We start from the raw sequence: 17,182 nt of genomic DNA on the forward strand, positions 1-17,182 counted from the left end.
CGCTATCAGTGCTGAGCCCAGCGTCACTTTAGCGAGAAGTCGTACCATTCCCCAGCCTGCGCCGCCGTCGTACCATCGGCCGCACGCGACCTCATGGCGGAGCCCTCGTGCGAGGAGCGCGAAGCCAAGCTCGCGTCGTGGGGGCAGTGGGCGCTGACCGGGCGGCACCCCCGGTGCTGAGTGGATCTGGATGACCGTCAGCTGGGCCGCAGAGCGCTCCTGGTGCGCCACTGGGCCCAGTCGACGTTCCAGTCGCCGAAGCCGTTGTTCAGGGCCACCTCTCCCTTGGTCTCCGCGCCCTTGACCTCGAACGGGTCTCCGATCCGGGCCTGTTCATAGAGCCATCTGGCGTCGGTGTCGCTCATGCCGATGCAGCCGTGGCTCTTGTTGGCCCTGCCGAAGTAGGCGGCGTTCCAGGGTGCGGCGTGTGCGTACGTTCCCGACCAGGTCAGCCGCATCGAGTAGTCGACCATCTCGTCGTAGGCGTGGCCGAGGCCCACGGTCTCGGATTTCATCCGGATCGTGCCCTCCTTCGCCATCAGCACCTCTGTGCCGCGCCAGGAGCCCGTGTCGGGGCCGGGAGTGCCGCCGGAGATCCGAAAGGTCCGCACGGTCTTGCCGTCGCGTTCCATGGTGAGCTGCTTGCTGTCGAGGTCGACCCTGACGACCTGCCGCGCGCCGATGACGAGGTCGAGTTTGTAGTCACGCACGAACCAGCCGCCGCCCGCACCCGAGTCGGTGCCGTTCAGTCGGGCGTCCAGGGTCACCTTGGTGCCTGGCTGCCAGTACTCCTTGGGCCGCCAGTCCACCCGATCCTTGCCGGACCAGTCCTTCATCCATCCCCATGAGCCTTCTGTGTTGTTCGACGTGGTGACCTTGAGTTGCCTCTCGACCGCGGCCTTGTTCCGCACCGGGGAGTCGAAGACCAGGGAGATCGGCTGGGCCACGCCGACCGTGGTGCCGCTACTCGGCCGCCAGTCCACCTTGTTGACCTTGTCGGCGGCGGCGGTGGTGAAGGACTCGTCCGCCTCACCCACCGTGCCGTCTTCTGTACGGGTCGCCGCCTTGACCGTGTACGTGGCGCCGGGCACGGCGTTGCGGTCCGAGGTCCAGGTCCGGCCGTCGTGCGCCAGCGTGCCGGTGAGCCTGCCGCCCTGGGCCTCTGTGACGGTGACCGAGGTGAGGGTGCCGCGGTTCGTAGCGACCTTGACCGGCTCGCCGGCCTTCGCTCCCGCGCCGTGGGGCGTCACGGTGACCGTCGCCGCCCCGCTGTCCGCGTCTCCGCCGCCGGCTTTCGCGTCCGCCTTGGCCGACATCGAGCCGTCGGTGGAGCAGGCGGAGAGCGCGGCGGTCAGCAGGACGGCGGCCGCCGTGGCAGCGGCGATGGCACGAACCCGCACCGGGCCCACGCGTATCGGTCCGACACGTGTCTGGCTCAACGGATACCTCCGTGAAAGTCGGGGATGACGTCGGGATGCGGGGGACTCTAGGTCGCGAAAAGCGCACGACATCGGCGTGTCGGTCGTGTGACAGCAACTGCAGGGGAACGGTCATCGTCCGGTCACATGTGCCGCGCGTGACGGTCATGGAGGGCCGTGAATCCTCCCCGCGCTGTGGGTGTCGTGAGGCAAAGGAGCGTCTCTCGTCCGACACCAAGCCTCGCGACGGTGTGACAACCGCTGCACAGGAATGGTCATGGTCCGGTCACATTCGTCGCGTGGCACGGTCACGGACACCTGTGAATCTTCCTCGAGTTCCGTGCTTCACGGCTCGGTTCCTTACTCGACAACAACGGCACCCGAGGAGGCGCAGTGTCAGCGTTGCTCGCGAGAGCAAGCTGTGGTCGGCAGGATGCGTGGCTGGGGCCCATCTCCGGCGAGGCGTACCGCGCGTTCCTGGCATCCCGCACAGGCTCAGCCCTGGCTCCCGGCTTTCTGCAGTGCCCGTCCTGGGCTGTGGTGAAGGACGGCTGGCAGGCCCAGCTGCTCGGCTGGGGGCCGCAGGTCGGCCCCGGAGCTGGGAAGCTGAGCGGAGTGGCGCTGGTGCTGCTGCGTCGGTTTCCCGGTATCCGCAAGTACTTCGCCTATCTGCCCGAGGGGCCCGTCGCCGACTGGACCGACTCGGATCCCGACGGCTGGCTCAACCCGCTGTTGCGTCATCTGCGCGCCGTGGGAGCGTTCGCCGTACGCATCGGGCCCGCGCCCGACTACCGCCGGTGGGACGCCGCCAGGCTCAAGGCGGGGACCGGCCTCGGGCGACGCCTGACCGACGTGCTCGCCTGTGAGGTCGATCCCTTGGGGGCCGCCGTGGCCGAGCGACTGCGGGCCCGTGGCTGGGTGCGCTGCGGCGGCGACGGGGAGGACGGGGACGCACAGCCCCGCTATGTCTTCCGGGTGCCGCTGGCCGGGCGTACCTCCGACGACCTGTGGTCCGGGCTCAACCAGGAGTGGCGGCGCAACATCCGCCGGGCGCACAAGTCGGGCGTGGAGGTGAGGGTGGGCGGGGCCGCCGACCTTCCCGAGTTCTACCGGCTGCTGAGGATCACCGAGGAGCGCGATGGCTTCAGGCTCGGCCGCTCACTCGCGTACTACGAGCGCCAGTACACGGCCCTCAATGCCGAGGAGCCGGGCAGGATGCGGCTCTATCTCGCCCACCACCAGGGCGAGATACTGGCCGCCCACACCATGATCACGGTGGGTCGGAGGGTTTGGTACCAGACCGGGGCCTCCGCCGACCACCGGCGCGAGGTCCGCCCTTCCAACGCCCTGCAATGGCAGATGATGCTCGACGCCCACGCCCGGGGCGCGGAGGTGTACGACATGCGTGGGGTACCGCCCACACTCGACCCCGATGCCCGCTCGTTCGGGCTGCTGCGCTGGAAACTCGGCACCGGGGGTCAGGTCGTGGAGACGCTGGGGGAATGGGAGACACCATTGGCCGGCACCGCCAACCACACGCTGTACCGCGCCTTCCAGATGTACCTGGCCCGCCGGTGAGCGCCCCCAGGACTCCGGCCGTTCCAGACTTCCCGGGTACGCCCGCCGCTTCCGGCGCCCCCGCAGCCCAACCTGCGGCCGCTGCCCCCGAGAGCGCCGACATCTCCACGACGGAGCAACCGGTCCACCGGCCCGGCTCGGTACTGCGCAGCGGCGCGGCCATGGCCGCAGGGTCCCTCGTATCCCGCATCACCGGATTCGTACGGTCCGCCGTGGTCGCCGCCGCCCTCGGCGTGGGGCTGACCGCCGACGGCTATGCGGTCGGCAACACCGTCCCCAACATCGTCTACACGCTGCTCCTGGGCGGTGCCCTCAACGCCGTCTTCGTGCCCGAGCTGGTCAAGGCCGCCAAGGAACACGAGGACGGCGGGGCCGCGTACACGGACCGGTTGCTCACCGTCTGCATGGCGGCCCTGCTACTGATCACGGCCGGGGCGGTGTTCGCCGCGCCCGCGATCGTCTCGGCCTACACCGACTACACCGGCGCGCAGGCAGCGATGACGGTCGCTTTCGCGCGGTACTGCCTGCCGCAGATCTTCTTCCTCGGTCTGTTCACCCTGCTCGGGCAGGTGTTGAACGCACGGGGCCGGTTCGGCGCCATGATGTGGACCCCGGTCCTCAACAACGTGGTCGTCATCGCCGTCTTCGGTCTGTACCTGGCGACGGTCGGAACCGGGGGCACACTCACCCCCGGTGAGACCGCGCTGCTCGGCTGGGGCACCACGGCTGGGGTCGTCGTCCAGGCGCTGGCACTGCTGCCGTCCCTGCGCGCGGCGCGCTTCAGCTGGCGGCCCAGGTTCGACTGGCGAGGCAGTGGACTGTCGCGGCCGCTGCGCTCGGCCGGCTGGTTGGTGCTGCTCGTGTTCACCAACCAGCTCGCGTACTGGGTGGTGACCTGGCTGGCGACGGCGGCGGGGCAGCGTGCGGCGGCCGAGGGGATCGACGGTGGGGCCGGGTTCAGCGCGTACAGCAACGCGTATCTGCTGTGGGTCGTGCCGCACGGCATCGTGACCGTCTCGTTGGTCACCGCACTGATGCCGCGGATGAGCAGGGCAGCGGCCGACGGCGACACTGCGGCCTTGCGGCGGGACGTCTCGTATGCCCTGCGCAGCAGCACCGCCGTCGTCGTGCCCGCCGCTTGCGCGCTTCTCGCGCTCTCCGGGCCGATCATGGCGGTCGCCTTCCAGTACGGCGGGACCGGCGCGGACGACATCACCGTCATGGCGGGAGCGCTCACCGCCTTCGCGCCGGGACTGATCGCCTTCTCCGGGCAGTACGTCCTCTCTCGCGCCTTCTACGCGCTGTCCGACACCCGCACACCGTTTCTGCTGAACCTCGTGATCGCCGGACTCAACGCGGGTCTGTCCGCGGCCGCTTGCCTGCTACTGCCCGCACGCTGGGCGGTCACCGGCATGGCCGGGGCGTACTCGGTGGCACTCTTCGCGGGCTGGGCGGTCACCGCCCATGTACTGGACCGCAGGCTCTCGGTGACGAAGGGCTCCGGGCACGCGCTGCGGCGCTCCCCGTCCGCGTACGCGTTGGGCCGGCTGCTGCTGGCCGCGGTCCCGGCCGCCACGCTCGGCCACCTCGCAGCCGCTCACGCGTCCAGTCCCGGTCCGTTCGAGGCGGTGACGGCGGGCGCGGCGACCATCCTTGCGACCTTCGCACTGCTGGTGCGTCCCCTGCGCCTGACAGAACTGGAAGCCGCCCTCAGGGCAGTGCTCCGCACACTCCGCCGCCGAGCCTGACAATGGTCACCTCCTTCCGCACCCCAACCAACCCGGTGTGCCCACCATTTGGTGAAATGGAATACTCCGCATATGCCACGCGTCCTGCTCATAGAAGACGATGCCTCCGTCAGCGAAGGCATCGAGCTCGGCCTGCGCCGCCGCGGGCACGAGGTGCGCACCGCCCCCACCGGGGAGGCCGGGTTGGCGGTCATCGGTGAATTCCGGCCCGATCTGCTGCTCCTCGACCTCATGCTGCCCGGCATGAACGGCGTCCAGGTCTGCCGCCAGGTGCGCGAGGCAGGCCAACTGCCGGTCATCATGCTCACCGCCCGCGGCGACGACTTCGACGTCGTGGTGGGGCTGGAGGCCGGGGCCGACGACTACATCGTCAAACCCGCTCGCACGGAGGTGATCGAGGCCCGCATCCGGGCCGTGCTGCGCCGCATCGAGGAGCCGGGCGGGCGCCCCGCCGTGGAGTTCCACGGCGATCTCGCCATCGACCGTGTGGGGCTGAGTGTCACCAAGGCCGGGGAGCGCTTGGTGCTCGCCCCTTCCGAACTCAGGCTCCTGCTGTACCTGACCGCCGCGCCGGAGCAGGTCTTCAGCCGACAACAGCTGCTCGAGCAGGTCTGGGAACACAGCTACCACGGCGACGCGCGCCTGGTCGACGCCTGCGTACGGCGGTTGCGCCACAAGATCGAGGACGTGCCGGGCAGCCCCCGCTACATCCAGACCCTGCGGGGCTTCGGCTACCGCTTCGGGCCGCTGTGAGCTCGCGGTGAGCCGCCGCAGAGCCCGCATCGGGCTGCGTACCCGACTGGTGCTTGCCTTTCTGCTGGTCGCCGCCGTCAGCGCCGGGACCACCGCGGCCCTCACCTACCGCAAGGCGCGCACCACGATCCTCCAACAGGCCCAGGACACGGCCGTCTCCTCGTTCCGCGACCGGGTCCAGGACCTGGGCACGACGCTGCCCGTCGAGCCCAAGTCCCTTCGGGAGCAGCTCCTTCAACTCGCCCGGCAGGGCAAGCCACACCCCTGGGTGGTGTTCGCCGAGTACGGATCGGTCCGGGTGTCCTCCGGCGCCAGCCCCGTTTCGACCGTGATCACCCCCGAACTGCGCCGTGCCGCGCTCGCCAAGCCCCGCGGTAGTTTCCAGCGGGTCGACAGGGACGGCGCCCCGTGGCTGACCATCGCCGTTCCGACCGTTTTCCACGACGGGAAGGCCACCCGGCCCACCGGACTGGTGTTGTACGCCGTGATGCCGCTGACCGACGAGGCGGCCAACGTCCGGGCCATGGTCACCGCGGCCCGCGACGGGGCTGTCCCGGGCCTCGCGGTGGCACTGATCCCCGCGCTGCTGTCGGCGGGCAGTGTGCTGCGCCCGGTCCGTGATCTGCGAAAGGCGGCGCGAAGCATGGGCAGCGGCCGTCTTGACACCCGCATCCAGGTCAAAGGCAGCGACGAACTCGCCGACCTGGCCGAAACGTTCAACGAGTCCGCGGTCGAGCTGGAACGCACTGTCGGTGAGCTCCGAGAGGCCGAGGCACGCGCCCGCCGCTTCGCCTCCGACGTCTCCCACGAACTGCGCACTCCGCTCGCCGGGATGCTCGCCGTCACGGAAGTCCTGGACGAGGACGCCGCCCAGCTCGCTCCCGACACCGCCGCCGCCGTCCGGCTGATCAGCGCAGAGACGGGTAAACTGGCCGTACTCGTCGAGGACTTGATGGAGATTTCCCGCTTCGACGCCCGGGCCGCCGAGCTGAACTCCGACGAGGTCGACGTCGCACAGACCATCCGCAAGACCCTGACGAGCCGTCACTGGACCGATCCCGCACAGGTCGTCACCGACCTACCCGACGGCATCCGTGCCCAGTTGGACCCTCGGCGCTTCGACATCGTCATCGCCAACCTCGTCGGCAACGCGCTGCGGCACGGAAGCGCGCCCGTCTCCGTACGGCTGCGCACCGAGACGTCCGGTGACCACGCGCCCGGCACGAGCCGGGCGGCCGGCGTGGATGGGGCGGCCCGGCTTGTCATCGAGGTCGCGGACAGCGGCCCCGGCATCCCTGCGGACGTGCTGCCGCACATCTTCGAGCGCTTCTACAAGGCGGACTCGGCCCGCACGCGTTCGGCGGGCAGCGGTCTCGGCCTCGCCATCACGCTGGAGAACGTGCGACTGCACGGAGGCGCGGTCCGGGCAGCGAACGGCCCGCAGGGCGGCTCCGTCTTCACAGTGGAAATACCTCTCACGGGAGGGGAGACGACCGGGTGAAGCGTCCGAGTACCGCCGTGGTCCGTGCCGCCGCGTGCGTCACCGCCGCCGGCCTGCTGACCGGCTGCGGAGTGCAGCAGACCGATGTCATCGAGGCCGGCGGACCTGCCACCGTCAATGTCTTCCCCGCCCCCGGGCAGCGATTGCTTCTCTTCTTCCTCTCCCCTCAGGGCCACCTGACTCCGGTGGTTCGACCGGTCAAGTCGGAGCAGTATGCTCCAGCAGGCGTCGAGCCGGTGGACCGCCAGAAGGTGCTCGCCATGCTGTTCGCCGGCCCACAGGCAAACGAGCGCGCGGCCGGGCTCCATACTGAGCTGCCCCAGCTGAACGGGGCCATGGGCATAAAGTCGACCCCCAGCAATGTGACGGTCCTCCTGCCCCTGGCGGTGCGGCACTTTGAGGCGACCGCGGTGCGTCAGGTGGTGTGTACGGTCGCGTTCGCGGACGGCGACGGCAGCGCGGAAGTGGTCATCGTCGGCAATGACGGCACACTCCCGGCGGCCCACTGCTAGGGCCTCTGACCGATCGCTCCTCGTACGTCAACGGCCGGTGGCGCGGCGCTGCCGCGGTAGCTCGACGGGCCCGTACAGCGCGGCCGTCTCCTTGGCGCGCAGTGGGCGGGGTGTCGACGAGGTCGGCCAAGACGGTGGTGGCGGCCATGTGAACCCCTCCGTCTGCGGGGTACGGGGCTGATAGGTGAGACGCCGCGAGGCCACGAGCCCCGAACGGCCTCGCGGGAAAAGGGATGTGTAGGCGAGTAAAAGTCAATGAACGCAAGGGAGTTGAGCCCTTGAGGCCCGTCGTGTGTCATGCTTCGATCATGACTGACCGAGACGACTGGGACAGCAGGCTGCAGACCGATCGACCCCACTCGGCGCGTGTGTGGGACTACCTGCTCGGCGGAAAGAACAACTACCTGGTGGACAGCCAGGCCGGCGACCTGATCCTCCAGAAATTTCCCGAGTTCGCAGCCATCGCCCGCCTGCAACGGGGCTTCCTGGTACGAGCAGTGCGGTTTCTGACGCACGAGGCTGGGATCCGTCAGTTTCTCGACATCGGTACCGGACTGCCCACTGCCAACAACACCCACGAAGTCGCCCAAGGTATCGCGCCCGAAAGCAGGATCGTCTATGTGGACAACGACCCTATTGTCCTCGCCCACGCCGACGCGTTGTTGACCAGTACTCCAGGCGGGAAGTGCGCCTACCTGGATGCCGATGTGCGCGACCCGCAGAAGATCCTCACCCAGGCGGCGCACACGCTGGACTTCGACCAGCCCATCGGTCTGATGCTGCTCAACATCATGGGCCAGATCTCGGACGAGGAGGAGCCCGAGCGCATCGTGGCCGAGTTGGTCGATGCTCTGCCACGGGGCAGCTACGTGGCGTTGAGCGACGGAACGGCCACCAGTGAAGAGCTCAAGGCGGCCGTCGAGGCGTATAACCTACAGTCGGTCAATACGTACCACCTGCGCTCACCCGAGCACATCGGGACCTTTCTCCAGGGTCTGCGCCTGGTCGAGCCGGGCCTGGTCAGGTCTGCGGAGTGGCGCCCGGATTCCGGCTCCGCGAACATCACTCAGGAGCAGGGCCACGCCGTTGGGGCGGTGGGCCTGAAAGAGTAGGCCGTGGCCCCGCCGAGGTGGTTCGGCCGAGTGTGCGGGTGGCCGCACTCCGGGTGCTTGACCCGGATGCGCTCGAGGACGGTGACAAGCACGCCCGCAGGTAGTGCGGCGGCGGCAGCCGGCATGGCGGGTGCCGCCGCGGCTCTTGTGGTGGGGCACAGCAGGCATGGCTGCGTGAATCCCGGAACGCATCCGAGCAGAAGGCGCAACAGGGCCCCGGGACCGCACCCGGGCGGCCTGAACGATGTGGCGGCAGGCGGACGGGCTGACCCTGCATCCTGGAACAGAAGAAGGCCGCGCGTCGGCCTACCTTGGCCCGGCACACCATTCACAACCTCCAGCCTGGCTTGGACGTCCTGAAAGGTGGGCGGCTCAACTACGCCACCACCCCGGACAGTCTCGATCAGATGGCCGCGGTCGACGTGCACCCCCCCTGCCGAGCCAAGCGCTGGACTGTGGAGCGGACTTACGGATGGCTGATGCTCAGCAGGTAGGAAAATCAGTCCAGTGGATCGTTCAGTGAGTGCGCGTACCGCAATTTGTGTTGCTCGGGAAGATCAATAACACTACCGCCCCGCCCGCACCTCGGCTCCGCGCCGAGCTCGAAGTCCGTACCCCGGCCGACCGAGGTCCGGGCCGCGCGGGGGAGAGGGGCCCGGGGATCGACGCCGCCGTGCCTGAGGTCCAGGCGAAGCCACGAACGTGGGCTATGCCCGTTGCGACGTCGGCTTCGGGCTCTGCTCGGGGCCAGTCGTCTCCATCGCCACCGCCGGCGTCGTGCCCCACGAGACCGGCACCGCCTCAGGCCTGCCGAACAGCTCACGCCAGATCGGTGCCTCACTCGGGCTCGCCGCCCACCGACGCACCGGCCGGACCGTCCCGGGGTGGCTGACAGGATGCGCGGCGGTGGTCAGTTCGGGTCGGCTTCGAGGAGTGAGGTGCTCGGCAGCCTCATCTCGATGGCGTAATCCTCGAATCCCAGGGAGCGCCAGAAGCTGATGCCTCGTTCATTGTGGATGAGGACGTCAAGTGCTACTCGGCGTGCCGGCCAGTACTCGTCACGCAGAGTCTTGATCGCGGCGCGACCCAGCCCGCGTCGGCGGAAGTCCCGGGCGACGAAGAACTGCCGCAGGTGGATGCCGCCGTCCTCGTCAGTGCGCCACAGGGCGTAGAACGCGGGGGCGTGGTCCACGGTGCCGAGCGCCGCGGTGTATTCGCCGGCGAGCCAGCCGTGCATCCGGTCGGCGAGTTGCTGGCCACGCATCGGATTTTCGTGGCCCTGATCCTCGATCAGCTGCTCGTTCAGAGCCGCCAGCACCGGTACGTCCTTCAAGCCTGCCAAACGGATACGCACTACGTGTTCCCCCTGGGAGCCGCTGTCATCGGTGCGCGGGGCCGGCCGATCCGGCTGGTGCCGGCCGAGGAGACGATCAGCGCTCGGGAAGGACATGGCGCTCAGCGCCCACCCGCCGAAAGCTGACGGCCGACCCCGCGCTCCCATGCTGATGCATAGCCATAGTTGTTGCAAGTTATTCGCAATAGAGGCTTAGGGTGCTCTTGAGCGATCACCTACTCGAAGGAGAGCAGTGCCGATGGGCGCCTACACGCTTCCTGATCTGCCGTACGACTACTCCGCTCTCGCTCCGGCCATCACGCCGGAGATCCTGGAGCTGCACCACGCCAAGCACCACGCCGCCTACGTGAAGGGCGCCAACGACACCCTGGAACAGATCGCCGAGGCTCGCGACAAGGACCAGATCACTCCGACCGGTCTCGTAGGCCTGGAGAAGACGTTCGCGTTCAACCTGTCCGGGCACGTTCTGCACTCGATCTTCTGGCAGAACCTGTCCTCCGACGGCGGTGACCGCCCCCACGGCGAGCTGGCCACCGCGATCGATGAACACCTGGGCGGCTTCGAGGCGTTCAAGAAGCAGCTCACCGTGGCGACCACGTCGGTGCAGGGCTCCGGGTGGGGCGTGCTGGCCTGGGAGCCGGTCGGGCAGCGGCTGATCGTGGAGCAGGTCTACGACCACCACGGCAACGTCGGCCAGGGCACCACTCCGCTGCTGGTCTTCGATGCCTGGGAGCACGCCTACTACCTGCAGTACAAGAACGTGCGCCCCGACTACGTCACCAAGCTGTGGGACCTGGTCAACTGGACGGACGTCGCTGCCCGCTACACCGCGGCGACCAGCGCCTGACCTTGATGTGCTGCTGCGCTCATCAGCCGGGGCAAAACAGACCTGTTGGTCCAGGTGCCGCGGCCGCTCGTGGCGAAGGCCCGACGACCGGCGGCCCGGCCTGGGCGTTCATTATTCGTTGACCACCCTGCCGCAGCCTTGTCGAGCCGGCTGCGCACGACCTCCGTACGAGGACGTGCGTGACATCTCCACCCGGAAAGGGGGTGCAGTGATGAAGCTTCTCTTCGCCATTCGCAACAAGGTGTCCGCGCAGAAGAGCCTGAAGGCCAGTGCTTGGTACTTCTGGTACTAGGCCGAGTGGTCGTCCCCGTCGCGAGGCGGGGACGACGCCGACTGACGCCGCCTGCCCCTCTCGGCCTTCCCGGAGACTTCCATGCGCGCCACGGTGTTCCATCCACGACTCGCCGCCCTGTTCCGGGACCACCTCGGGCGGGACGTCTTCCGGCTCGAACCCGACACCATAGGGGTCGCCGGACACGAGGTCGCCGACCGGATCCTCGCCGCCCGCCGGGCCACCGAGACCGAACGGCCCACGTTCAAGCCGCTGCACGGGCGTTCGATCCCACGCAGCGAGGCCTCCTCGGTGATGCGGACCATCGGCGGCGATGTGCGCGAGGCACTGAAGAGGACCCGTCCCCGCCCCGAGGACGTCGACCTGTCCGGGGTCTGGCCGCTCAGGGGACATCTGTTTCTGCGTGACCTGATCCTCGGCCAGGATCCTTACCGACTGCGGATCCTGATGAGCCGCAACCTCGAACTGACCCCCAAACTCACCTGGACGGTGATTGCGGCGGGCGCCGCGCTCCCGGGGCGGGTCGGCCGGCGGGGCGGCACCCCACTGACCGCGATCGCGGGTCTCACGGCCGACGCCACCGGCTATCACGCGCGCCGCTACGCCATGGGCATGTACCGGCGCGCAGCGGCCCCCGTGTGCTTCACGGTCTCCACCCTCGTCGCGAACGCGCTGTGGCTCGGCTCGCCGTTCGACGCCGAGACGTCGAACCGGCACATCCTGTACGAGGCCATGCGTCTGCTGCCGCCGTCCTGGAACATCCTGCGCAACGCCTGCCCCGAATACCCAGACATCGACGAGCGCATCGGGGCGGGCGACGACGTCCTCCTGCTGCCTCTCCTCTCGCACCGGGACCCGAAGCTGTGGGAGGATCCGGACGAGTTCCGCCCGGAGCGCTGGGAGACCCTCGACCCCGACACCGCTCCCGGCTACCTCCCCTTCGGCCACTCCTCCGAGCGCTGCTGGGGCCGGCACATGGTGATGCCGCTCGCCGAACTGCTTCTGGACCTCATCCGCGGATCGGGCCTGGGGGTCGCCCCCGGCCAGACCTCCGCCAAGGTGCCCCTCGTCGGGCTGCTCGGCGTGGAGGACGTACAGGTGACGAGGGTGGTGCGCCGTGCCGCTGCCTGAGCCGTCCGACGGGACCGAGACGGTGGACGGGGCCTTCGCCTGCCACCCGCACGAGATCTATCGACGCTGGCGTGAGACGGGCGAGGTCCGCAAGGTCTGCTTCCCCGGTCCCGTGCCTCTGGCCGGCTGGGTCGTCACCGGGCACGCGGCCTGCCGGGCGGCCCTCGCCGACCCGCGGCTGAGCAATGACGGCGCGACCGAGGCTTTCGCCCGGTACGCCGGACTGCCCACCGGCGGTCCGGGCGGAGCTCTGCGCCTGGCCGACCCGGACCGCGCCCCCGGATGGCAGGACAACCCACGGCACCGAGGTCTGCTCACCCTGCCGGTCCGGCTGCGTTGACGCCGGACACCTCTCCCTCACGCGCGCTTCCGGCCGCATACCGCCAGAGTCTGGAACGGCCGGGCCTCACATGGGGGCGGCGGCCTCGTCGAGCGCAGCGAGCGCGGCGGCGGCCTCTGCCTGTCGCGGGTTTCTCAGCGCGGCGAGGGCGTCGCGGGCGGCGAGCAATGTCTCCTGTGCCTCCGGGTGTCCCGTAGCACTGAGGACCTGGCCCAGGTCGAGCCGGGCCGGTCCGGCCCAGGCCGGCATCTGCGCGGTCTCGAAGGTGGCGAGGGCCTGACGGAGCGACGGTTCGGCCTCGTTCCAGCGTTCCAGGGCCGCCAGATCGTTGCCGATCTGCTGCCGGGCGACCGCGTGGTACAAGGCGATCAGCTCGTCCGGGCGGCCCGGGATCCCCGCGTTGCAGATCTGCTCGCTACGGCGGTGGATGTCCAGGGCTTCCGCCGCCTGGCCGGCCTGGCGGAGCAGGCTGCCGAGGGAGTTGAGGATCGTCAGCTCGGCCAGCCGGGCCTGCGGGGAGTCCTGCGAGGCCAGGCAGCGGGCCGCCTCGCGCAGCCGCGCGTGAGCCTCTTGTGTCCGGCCCAGCCGGTGGAGTGCGCCCGCGCCGTAGCCGAGTGCCCAGCCTTCCTGAAGCCCGTCCCCGCAGTCGCGGGCCGCTACGAGCGCGGCGTCGGCCGTCGTCAGGGCGGCGTGGGGATCGTGGACGCAGAGGTTGTAGGCCCAGGCGAGGTAGTTGAGGTGGACCGCCTCCTCCCGGCTGCTGCCCAGCGAGCGGGCGGAGTCGGCGGAGCGCTGGAACACCTCCACCCACTGCTCCCAGTGCTGGTTGAGGTCGGAGAACCAGTGCATAGCTTCCGCCGTGTCCAGGACCTGCCGGTGGCGGCCGGTGTCGTGGGCCCGGCGCAGCGCGGCGAGCCACTGGGCTCGCTCGGCCTCCAGCCAGGCCCGCGCCTCCTCCCGGCCGGTGGGCGCTCCGTCCGGGTCCGGGTCGCCGTGCGGGGCAGTCCGGTCGCGCTCGACGTCGAAGTGCAGCGCGGCGGCGGTGGCCCGGCGCAGCATCCATTGGGCGGCCCGGTCGAGGGCGGCGTCGCGGATCCCGGGGCCGTCCTCGACCGTGACCTGTTCGGCCGCGTAGAGCTTGAGCAGGTCGTGGAAGCGGTAACGCTCGGTGGCGGCATCGCTCTGGAGCAGCCCGGCGTCGGTCAGTTCCTCGGCGCAGGCGACTGCCTCGTCGTAGGACAGGTCTGCCAGGAGCGCGCCGGTCTCGGGGCTGAAGTCCGCTCCGGCGGCCAGCGAGGCACGGCGCAGAAACGTCCCGGACTCCGGGGACAGTTGCCGGTACGAGAGTGCGAAGGCGGCACGCACCTGCAGGCTCCCGGCCTGGAGGCCGTCCAGCCGCCGGCCCTCGGTGGCGAGGCGGGCGACGAGCTTGCCCAGGCGTTCGTGTGGGCGGCTGAGGAGCCGTTGGCCGGCGATCCGGACGGCCAACGGTAGATGTCCGCACAGGTCGGCGAGGTCGCGTGCGGCCTGTGCCTCAGCCTGGACCCGTTCCGGGCCGATGATGCGGGTCAGGAGTTCGACCGCCTCCTCGCGCCGTAGCAGGGCCAGATCGCTGCGGTGGACGGATTCCAGACCCGCCAGGGAGTGGCGGCTGGTGACGATGGTCAGAGATGGGCCGGTGCCGGGCAGCAGGGGACTGACCTGGGACTCGTCGGCGGCGTTGTCCAGCAGCAGGAGCACGCGTCGGTCGCCGACCATGGATCGCCACAGGCCCGCACGGTCGTCGGTACCGACCGGAATCGCGGCGTCGGCTGTCCCCATCGCGCCCAGCAGTCGGGCGAGCGCGTCCCGGGGGGTGGTCGGTTCGGGATCCATGCCGTGCAGGTCCAGGGCGAACTGCCCGTCCGGGAAGTGCGGGGCGAGGCGATGCGCGGCGTGCACCGCGAAAGCGGTCTTACCCAGTCCGGGCTGCCCGGCGACGACGGTGACCACCGGCCGACTCGGATCGGTGTCCTGCGCCAGGTCCAGCAGCCGGGCGAGGGCCGGGACGCGGGCGGTGAAGTCCTGGATGTCGCGCGGCAGGGCCAAGGTGGTGGGGGCGGCCGGGCCGGTGGCCGTCCGGGGGCGCGGACGGCCCAGGGCGGCGGACCTCTCCAGGCTCGCCGCCTCGTCGTCGTCCAGCCCCAGTGCCTCGGCCAGAACCTGAACCGTACGGCGCTGTGGCCCTCGGGTACGCCCGCGTTCCATGTCGGCCAGGGCTCTGATGCTCACTCCGGCCGCGTGAGAGAGAGCCTCCTGGCTCAGTCCGGCACGTGCCCGCAGGTGGCGCAGCCGCTGCCCGAAGTCCCCCGTGGAAGGCGTGCCACAGTGCACCGTCGATGTCCCCTGATCGTCCGGCTCGTCCGGATGCGAGCCCCCGGCAGAAGTATGGCGGACGACACTTCTGCCGGGAGAACTGCCTGGGACGCGGAGACCGGAGATGGTCAACTCAAGGCAGGCGCGGCACGTCCCCAGGCATACGAAGTCAGGCGACGAACCCTCAGCGGACGCATCCGCCGGGGACGGACCCTGTGCGGGCCCGGGAGCGGCACAGACCGCGGCCCTGTACTACTCACGGAAGAACTCTCCATGAACACGCTTCGTCACCGCTCCGCCCTGCTCGCTGTCGCGGGCACGGCCCTCGTCCTGTCCCTCACCGCCTGCCAGAGCGACGCGGACACCAAGTCGGCGCCCACGGCCACCTCTTCGGTGAGTGTGGAGGCGCCGGACGGTAAGGGTGCCGGCACGTCCGACCCGACAGGATCGACCGACTCGACCGACTCGACCGACTCGACCGACTCGGCGGGCTCGTCGGGTTCGACTGGATCGAAGGGCTCGGCGGGCTCCACCGACAACGGCGGCTCCGCGGGGACGACCGGCTCGACCGGTAAGCAGGTGACCGCCTCCACCCCGGTCTGCGCCGCGCGGGACATCACCGTCACCGCCGCCAAGCAGGGCGGTCCGCCCTACACCCACCTCGTCCTCACGGCGAAGAACACCTCGCGCCACTCCTGTCGGCTGACGGGATTTCCGCACATCCAGTTCCTGGAGAGCCACAAGCAGGACGTGCCGGCCGTCGCCAAGAGCAAGCCGGCCACGCAGGTCGTGCTCTCGGCGGGAGCTCCGGCCTACGCCCTGGTGAAGCTGTCGGACGGCGGGGTCGACGAGGACAACGAGCCCGTGTCGGCGTTCTCCGTCATGCTTGAGGGCGATTCGACGGTCATCGCCGTCACCGCGCCCGGCAGCGGCGGCGTCGCCGTCGATCCGGCGAAGGCCCTCACCGGCTACTGGACCCCCGAGCTCCGCAACGGCGCGGACGACTTCTGACACCGTCTGCGGGTTCCGACGGACCGAGCGGCCGGTCAGGTATCAACGGTTACAGCGGCGGCGGCGCCACGGTCCAGGCTCACGCCGATGTGACCGCGGCTGCCGGGCCACGTGAGACAGGGGTCTCACATGCGCACTTCACCAACGGGGAAGGGAAGCGGTACGTAGACTCGCCGCAGCACAGTGAGCTGGCGGTGGTGTCGGTCTGGCGGTGCGCCTGGCACGATGCCCGCCATCGACGGCATTCCCAGCGCTGGCCTGCCCACGCCTCATCGCGCTTCTCGTCCGCCCCGGAGGGCGACCTCCACTCCGGGGCATCGACCACGGTGCTCAGCTCCTAGGTGTTGAGATCCTCCGTCACGTCGAACAGAGGATGGCGCTGGGGGAGGTACTTCGTCACGGCCTTCAACGCGTTCACGATCCCCGCCCCGTAGAACCCGTTGTGGTTCTTGGACCCCAAGCACACGGCGTCGATCTTGCCGTCGGAGTTGATGTCGTACGGGTCCGTGCACGGCGTGGCGTCGGCCTGGGCGTACAGCAGGGCCTTGAGCTGGCCGGGGGTGGCGTGCGGGTGCGTCGACTTGATGAGGGCGGCCACTCCCGCGACGTGCGGGGAGGCCATCGACGTGCCCGCCGCGTAGCCCCACTTGCCGCCGGGCAGCGTGCCGAGGATCAGACCGCTGGTGGCCGGCGCGGCCGGAGGCTGGTAGGCGGTGGAGTCGCCACCGGGCGCGGCGACGTCGATGACGTTCAGGCCGTAGTTGGAGAACGACGACTTGATGCCCTTGGCACCGGTCGCGGCCACGGTCACCACACCGGGCAACTGGGGCGGTATGTCGAAGCACTTGTGCGGGTCGATCACCCGGTCACCCGGAGTGCCGTCGTTCGGGGAGGCGTGGTCGGTGATGGAGTCCGCGTCCAGATCGCGACTCTCGTTGCCCGCGGCCGCGACGTTGACCGTGCCCTTGCGCTCCGCGTACCGCGAGGCCCGGATGGTGGCATCGACGAGTGCCCTCTGGTCGGCGTCGTCGAGGCAGCTGAAGTTCCACGGGTCGGTGTAATAGCTGTTGTTGGTGACGTCCACGTGGTGCTCGGCCGCCCAGACGAAGCCGCAGACCACGGCCTCGGTGTAGACGTAGCCGTCCGGGTTGGACACCTTGATACCGGCGACCTGCACGCCGGGTGCGACGCCGGTCATGCCGACGCCGTTCTTGGCGGCCGCGATCTCAC

At 69.8% G+C, this 17,182-nt stretch carries 15 protein-coding genes; 11 read left to right on the forward strand and 4 right to left on the reverse strand.

Annotated elements, in window-relative coordinates; genetic code table 11:
- Positions 1–197 precede the first annotated feature (197 nt).
- A complete protein-coding gene (locus ACWDEX_RS20660; RefSeq protein WP_450465120.1) occupies positions 198–1,409 on the reverse strand; it encodes an Ig-like domain-containing protein in 1,212 nt (403 codons plus the stop codon).
- A gap of 411 nt (positions 1,410–1,820) precedes the next feature.
- On the opposite strand from ACWDEX_RS20660, the gene ACWDEX_RS20665 reads away from it, so the two are divergent.
- The 6 genes from ACWDEX_RS20665 (at position 1,821) to ACWDEX_RS20690 (ending at position 8,622) form a co-directional block, all read left to right on the forward strand.
- Complete coding sequence (locus ACWDEX_RS20665) at positions 1,821–2,996, forward strand: lipid II:glycine glycyltransferase FemX (RefSeq protein ID WP_450465121.1); 1,176 nt, start codon at positions 1,821–1,823, stop codon at positions 2,994–2,996.
- On the forward strand, positions 2,921–4,744 hold the full coding sequence (gene murJ / locus ACWDEX_RS20670; RefSeq protein ID WP_450465095.1) for a murein biosynthesis integral membrane protein MurJ: 1,824 nt from the start codon (positions 2,921–2,923) through the stop codon (positions 4,742–4,744). The genes ACWDEX_RS20665 and murJ overlap by 76 nt, the downstream gene beginning before the upstream one ends.
- 72 nt (positions 4,745–4,816) lie before the next feature.
- On the forward strand, positions 4,817–5,497 hold the full coding sequence (locus ACWDEX_RS20675) for a response regulator (protein WP_450465096.1): 681 nt from the start codon (positions 4,817–4,819) through the stop codon (positions 5,495–5,497).
- Positions 5,498–5,504: 7 nt separating this feature from the next.
- Positions 5,505–6,998 carry a sensor histidine kinase gene (locus tag ACWDEX_RS20680; protein WP_450465097.1) on the forward strand — a complete coding sequence of 498 codons (1,494 nt, stop codon included), beginning with the start codon at positions 5,505–5,507 and terminating at the stop codon, positions 6,996–6,998.
- Complete coding sequence (locus ACWDEX_RS20685) at positions 6,995–7,510, forward strand: hypothetical protein (RefSeq protein WP_450465098.1); 516 nt, start codon at positions 6,995–6,997, stop codon at positions 7,508–7,510. Before ACWDEX_RS20680 ends, ACWDEX_RS20685 begins: the two co-directional genes overlap by 4 nt.
- A gap of 308 nt (positions 7,511–7,818) precedes the next feature.
- Positions 7,819–8,622, forward strand: coding sequence for an SAM-dependent methyltransferase (locus ACWDEX_RS20690; protein WP_450465099.1), 804 nt, complete (start codon positions 7,819–7,821; stop codon positions 8,620–8,622).
- Between the two features lie 910 nt (positions 8,623–9,532).
- Here the strand turns inward: ACWDEX_RS20690 and ACWDEX_RS20695 are convergent.
- The gene (locus tag ACWDEX_RS20695) at positions 9,533–9,940 is read right to left on the reverse strand and encodes a GNAT family N-acetyltransferase (RefSeq protein WP_450465101.1); all 408 of its coding nucleotides are present in this window, start codon (positions 9,938–9,940) and stop codon (positions 9,533–9,535) included.
- A gap of 274 nt (positions 9,941–10,214) precedes the next feature.
- Here ACWDEX_RS20695 and ACWDEX_RS20700 point away from each other — a divergent pair, with 274 nt between their 5' ends.
- From ACWDEX_RS20700 to ACWDEX_RS20715, 4 genes are all read left to right on the forward strand, one after another.
- Positions 10,215–10,823, forward strand: a complete 609-nt coding sequence (locus tag ACWDEX_RS20700) for a superoxide dismutase (RefSeq protein WP_450465102.1) — start codon at positions 10,215–10,217, stop codon at positions 10,821–10,823.
- A 211-nt stretch (positions 10,824–11,034) separates the two neighbouring features.
- Positions 11,035–11,115 (forward strand): tryptorubin family RiPP precursor, encoded by an 81-nt coding sequence (locus ACWDEX_RS20705; RefSeq protein ID WP_218161885.1) that lies wholly within the window; start codon positions 11,035–11,037, stop codon positions 11,113–11,115.
- 81 nt (positions 11,116–11,196) lie between these two features.
- Positions 11,197–12,246, forward strand: coding sequence for a cytochrome P450 (locus ACWDEX_RS20710; protein WP_450465103.1), 1,050 nt, complete (start codon positions 11,197–11,199; stop codon positions 12,244–12,246).
- Positions 12,233–12,586, forward strand: a complete 354-nt coding sequence (locus ACWDEX_RS20715) for a hypothetical protein (RefSeq protein WP_450465104.1) — start codon at positions 12,233–12,235, stop codon at positions 12,584–12,586. The genes ACWDEX_RS20710 and ACWDEX_RS20715 overlap by 14 nt, the downstream gene beginning before the upstream one ends.
- Before the next feature lie 66 nt (positions 12,587–12,652).
- On the opposite strand, the gene ACWDEX_RS20720 is transcribed toward ACWDEX_RS20715, so the two are convergent.
- Positions 12,653–14,959 (reverse strand): ATP-binding protein, encoded by a 2,307-nt coding sequence (locus ACWDEX_RS20720; RefSeq protein ID WP_450465106.1) that lies wholly within the window; start codon positions 14,957–14,959, stop codon positions 12,653–12,655.
- A gap of 255 nt (positions 14,960–15,214) precedes the next feature.
- On the opposite strand from ACWDEX_RS20720, the gene ACWDEX_RS20725 reads away from it, so the two are divergent.
- Entirely contained in the window at positions 15,215–15,952 is a 738-nt protein-coding gene (locus ACWDEX_RS20725) for a DUF4232 domain-containing protein (RefSeq protein WP_450465107.1), read from the forward strand.
- Between the two features lie 337 nt (positions 15,953–16,289).
- Here the strand turns inward: ACWDEX_RS20725 and ACWDEX_RS20730 are convergent.
- Positions 16,290–17,182: S8 family peptidase (locus ACWDEX_RS20730; RefSeq protein WP_450465108.1), on the reverse strand; the 893-nt coding region annotated here is incomplete at its 5' end.

The sequence above is a fragment of the Streptomyces sp. NPDC001020 genome, from assembly GCF_053599115.1.